This window comes from Bacteroides sp. ET225 (assembly GCF_024733745.1).
GTDB lineage: Bacteria > Bacteroidota > Bacteroidia > Bacteroidales > Bacteroidaceae > Phocaeicola > Phocaeicola excrementipullorum.
Genome location: NZ_JANRHN010000065.1, coordinates 1 through 5,651 on the forward strand (window position 1 = coordinate 1; position 5,651 = coordinate 5,651).

A 5,651-nucleotide genomic window follows, 5' to 3' on the forward strand; every position below is an offset into this window, starting at 1 on the left:
TCTGGGAGGCGCATGGGCTGCCGGAAGCTTTTCGCAGGTGGGGGCTGCGAAGCTTTCCGAGTTAACATTGGGCGAAAATCTTCTTGAGACAATACCTGAATCCCAGAATCTCATCAACGTTAGACGTGCCAGACCGGGATTCATCAATGCCGACGGGAGCATATCCGACAACGACAGCTACTTGTATGTGATTGTCCCAATGAACGGCAATGACATTTCCGTTTCCTTTGCCGGAGGACAGTTCCTTGCCGCGTATGACCGGTACGGGAAATTCACGCACGGAGTGCCGGCCAATTCAAAGAAACTGCCGTTCCAGACGGGGGATGTCTATGCCGGCCTGTGTTTCGGCAAGACATTGAGCAATGTGGCTGCGAGTTATGGAGATTCCGCAACGTACATGCCATACAACAGGCATATAGCCCTGGATGAATTTTCGCCTGTAAAGGAAAGGGTCGCATACAATGACAGCAGTCTGTACAGGACGGAATTCCATACAACGGTTGCAATAACCAGCAGCGGAATAAATAACAAGATAGGAGATTTTCTCATCCGGAAGGGAACTGAAATCACATTCAGCCTGTCCGGTGAGATTGACTGGGGAAGAGCCATCCTTTCCGCCTATAAGGAATCCGAAGAACTGGTCAGGCTGCAGGATAATGTGGAAAAGGGGGAACAGTACACCCTTATGGCAGAAGAGGATTACGTCAGCGTGCATCTGTTCGTGTCGTCACCTTCAAAAGAAGGCAATGTGGAAGTGGAGATAGAAAGCAAGGGACTGCTGGACTCAATGGTTGCGGCAAGGGACAAGCTCAATTCCGGCATAGGCACGGAAGACCTGAAGAACAGATCCATCACGCTGGACAAACTGGGAGATGACCTGGTCACCACCGGCAAGAACAAGTTCGACAAGGCCGACAGGGACGTGCAGATAGGGAAATTCATCAGCAGTGAATCCGGGACGCTGGGCAGCAATGCAGGATATATCGTATCCGGATTCATACCGTTTACTGAGGAAATGGGTTACCTTACCGCGTCATACAATGGAAAACCTCTGACCGGAGGGCCATACAGCATCCTCCTTGACGCGGAAAAACGGGTGATTGCCTTTTCCCAGAACAATGACAGCAAGGGCGTGCTGAAATGGCAGGAAGGAACGGCGTATGCAAGGTTCACAATAAGCACGGGCGACATAGAGGCCAGCATACAGATTGAAGAGGGCAAGGAGATAACGGATTACGAAGCGTACAGGAAGGTTCTTGCAGAAGACCTGATGCCCTCCCTTTCCCATACGGAGGCCGACACGTTCAGGCTGTGGCTTCCCGGCGAAGTCTGCATCGCAAGAGGATGCACGATAGAGATGTACAACTCCCAGGTGTCATGGTGCGGAAACATCGGCAACTACCATTTCTTCTGGAACGGCGTAGGCAAATGCATGAAGAGGAAATGGAGCTGCGAGAACCCCTGCCAGGTCATAGAGTTCACTCTGGACGGATCGGCCGACTACATGGCCTCAAACAACGACAGCATTGAGTTCAGGATAGGGGACGACACATATATTATGAACAAGGATACGGACAGCGGGAATTTCGGTGAAAACATCGGTGACTCGTATTCGCTGGGAAAGGCGATGGTCAAGTCCATCAACGAACGGTCGGAGGGCAAATACACGGCCTACCATCCGCACGAGGTATACCGTGTCTTCCGGGTTAAGGTGAACAGGACGGACGATGACACGAACGTCACGGCATCGGTAACATTCCCCGGAGGAACATGCACCACAAAGACCATTCAGGAGGTCGTTCCGGACGGCACGTCCTATGACCTGTCCCTTGAAGTCTATGACAACAATAATAATAAGGTCGCTTCGGCCTCCACGTCCGTGAAGTTTGTAAGAAACAAGCTGCTGACAATCAAACTGCTTCCCATAGGCGACAGCCTCTCAACGGGGAAATACTGGTATGACGCGCTGCTCCGCTTCTGCCCGGACATGAAATTCGTCGGGACGAGATGGGCCTACAACAACGGCATCTGGACAGGCGGGACTACGCACAAGCATGAGGGAAGACCTGGAGTTGCCCCGTCATACTACATCGGGAACAACAAATACACATTTGACAAGTACGGACAAAATGGAAATGATGGCAGGACACAGGATTTAAACCCGTTCTGGAATCCGAACGAGAATAAAATTGATATATTATATTATAAGTCGAACTATAATGTTGAGTATGACGCCATAATGATATTCCTCGGAACAAACGGCATAGATGTAGACCCTTCCAAGGCGGTATCGCAGATCAGGCAGTTCATCGACGGTATCAGACAGGGGGATGCCGACACTCCGATTTTCGTGGTCAATACGCTCTTCAGGGGGAATCAGGACGGCATCGGCGTGCAGACCGGGAATGACGGGTATTCCGTTTCCGCAACCTACAAGCTGGTGGAGGACCTTAAGGTATTCAACCTTCAGGTGGCTCTTACGGAAAGCCTGAAGGAATATCCCAGCCTCTATTTTGTGCCCGTTTCAGTCACGCACGATTCGGAATACAATTTCGGTGCGGTTGAAACCCCGGTGAATCCCCATGCCGTCCAGACGGAGCTTATGCCCACGGAGGCTACCCATCCGCAGAACCAGGGATACGAGCAGTTCGCGGACATCATGTATTCGACATTCTGCGCACATCTTCATGTAGGCTAATGCGGAAACTTTCCGCATTAGCCTACTAATCTTCAATCAAATTCTTACGCATTACCTATTTCCACCATCTATAAGAGCCTACTTTAATTTGTATGTATTGGCTCTGTAGCAGGTTCTGTGCTTGCTGTATTGCGCCTGAAAAAGCATCTTGGCACCCTTGTATACATGTCCTGAAATGTCTGAATCTTCATTGAAGTTCCACAGCCCCCACATTCCATTATAGCTGTACGCAATGCTCAGTATGCCTTCATTATACATGGTCGCTCCGCATTGTTCCTTGGAATACATCTGAGGAAGAACGTATATCTTATAGTCAACGACTTTTTTGTTTTCCCAATCGATAGACATCTGGACAACTCTTGATACTGTACGTTCCTTATATTTGGCATTTGAACTTAAACTCTCATTGTAGTAGTTGTAGTTTCCTCCTTGGGGGTTGTTGCCGTGATTGTTTCTTCTGTTCTCCGAATTGAAGGCATTGGGAACGTATGAGTTTCCGGTCCAATAGTTGTTGTCAAAGATTGTGTATGTGGGATATTCTTTACTGCCGATCTCCTTCATGCCCCAGTACTTCACGTCATGCGGGTGGAAAAACTGCCATTCCTCCCATTCGTCCGAAGAGACCTCTGTAAGGCCTGAAGGAATGTCCGTAAAGGAAAAGCCTTCACCCAGCACGCGCTTAGCATCTATGTAGGCCGAATTATGCCTTCCTCCGACACGGCCGATCACAGCCTCGCTGTAGTCCTTAGTCGCAGAACCTAATGTATATGTCCCGTCGCCGTTATCCACACGCCGGATCTTTATCCAAGTGTCCCAGTTCCTCATGTTCAGAATCAGATTGCCGTCGTAGTCAAGGCCTATCGTGTTGGGATGGCTGTCTACGGCATCTCCCATTTCTCCGAATGCGTCTGTACACAGCTGCGGATAGTCGGTTACGGCAAACCAGCCCACAGATTTCCATTCTCCGTTCTGCTTCACAATTTCCTGTATTGTAGCTCCTCTTATATTCTTCATGCCGGCACCGCCTATATTGACATTGGCATTCATGCTGTTCAGCAATATCAGGTGAGTGTCAGATATGTAGATAAAGTCATGCGAGTCAATACCTGATGCATTGCCTGTCATTCCTATGTTCTTGTCTATAACGTTAAAGTTCTCATCGAATATGGTAATGTACTTGCTTCCTGTTCCGGCAACGTCTTCATTGGTGGCGACAACATAACGCTCCTTGTTCTCCGGTGTATAGAAGTGTTCGAAGTTATCGTATTCGCTGGTCAGAGATGGAACTATAGGCTTGACCCTGACCGGTCCATTCTGATTCATGTCAATGAGAAAGTCCTTGGTCATTATATTGAACCTGTCAAAGAAACCGTTGAATGAACCTTCTACTTTGATTTCATCCCAATTAGACGGCAGCTCACTGGGAGGTATTACATCCGGATCCACTTCCCGAATCTGAAGGGAATGGTTTCCGTCAATGTACAATTCCCAGTATGTGCCGTCCGGGGCGGACAAGTATGCTACATCTTTGGCCAGATTCCTCTTTTCAACCCTCAATGAAGGGACGGTTATGTAATCTCCACGCTCTTCTCCGGTGAATGCGTGCTTTCCCCTGCATATGACCACGCTTCCGTCCTTAGCTCCTGCAACCTGTACGGCTATCCTTATATAGCGCACCCATGACATTTCTCGAGGTATCTGGAAGGAATTTCCCAATGTTGCCCCTCCTTCCCCTGTCAGTCTTTGGCCGTTCTTGTCTTCTGAATCTGTTACAACGATCATCCCGGTAGCAGTGCCTGTTCTCGTGAACCATTCTCCCGCAGCCGCGTCTATGCGGTTGGAAAGCTCATAGCCTTCATTCGGGGGGCTGAACGAATTTACCCCGTCATTGAAAGTCTTCTCCGTCCCGTCAGGATCAAGAAGGTTCTCTGTATTATGGTCTACAACACCTTCGATATTGTTTATGCTGCCTGTAAAACCGGACAATTCGTCCAGATTCCGTTCCACTTCCATATTAAATTCTTCCTGTGTCATATTCCTGTAAGACACAGACCGTGAACTGACTGCGGGCTTGGGGATAAGTTCGTAATCACCATTATATTCGAATGGCTGATTTTCATTACCTGCCTTTAGCCAACTCCATTTAGCTGTCTTTGCATTTTTAGGAATGTCAAGTTCGGCATCAATGTAATATGCACTGTTATTTTCTCCATATCCGCTTATATAAGCATCTTCGTTGTCATAAAATGCTATACCTATATTAGTGGTTGGAGTTACACCTATTTTACATTTTATTTTTCTATAATCTAAAACATTTGCAGAGAATGATTTCCAAGTAGTAGAACTCATCAATTCACCTGATTCGTATTTCACGGCGTAGTTATCTATAAGATTTGCTGTACCCTTAATATTTTCGGAATTAAGACCTTCTAAAACTTTGGAAACGTTATCATTAAACTCTGTTAGCGTTTTTTCTTTATACAAAACTAAATCGCTTGATAATGAAGGTACCGGGATCAGTTCGTAATCACCATCATATTTGAATGGTTCATCCCCGTTGTCCAGCCAGCTCCATTTTGCTGTCTTGGCGTTTTCCGGGATGACAAGCATGACTTTTTCATACCCTCTATTCTCCAGCTTATAATATCCGTCAATATACGTATCCTCCCCGTCATAGAACGCAAGGCCGACGTTATAAGCTGAGTCGGCGAAACCGACAGTGCATTTGATTTTTCCGTAGCCGGATACGTCAGCGGAAAAATATTTCCAGGCGGCTGATGAAATGACCTCGCCGGTAGAGGCGTTGATGGCTGTGTCAAGTATCGTTTCTGCAGTTCCCTTTTTCCCCAATATCTTGTCGGCATTATCATTGTTTCCCAATTTTTTCTCTAACTCGGAAAGTTTCGCAGCCCCCACCTGCGAAAAGCTTCCGGCAGCCCATGCGCCGCCCTGG

The 5,651-nt window shown here is 47.8% G+C and carries 2 protein-coding genes; one reads left to right on the plus strand and one right to left on the minus strand.

What is annotated here, in order from left to right; genetic code table 11:
* Positions 1-2,698: SGNH/GDSL hydrolase family protein (locus tag NW212_RS15005; protein WP_258339423.1), on the plus strand; the 2,698-nt coding region annotated here is incomplete at its 5' end.
* Between the two features lie 78 nt (positions 2,699-2,776).
* On the opposite strand, the gene NW212_RS15010 is transcribed toward NW212_RS15005, so the two are convergent.
* A partial coding sequence (locus NW212_RS15010) for a hypothetical protein (RefSeq protein WP_258339424.1) occupies positions 2,777-5,651 on the minus strand: 2,875 nt, incomplete at its 5' end.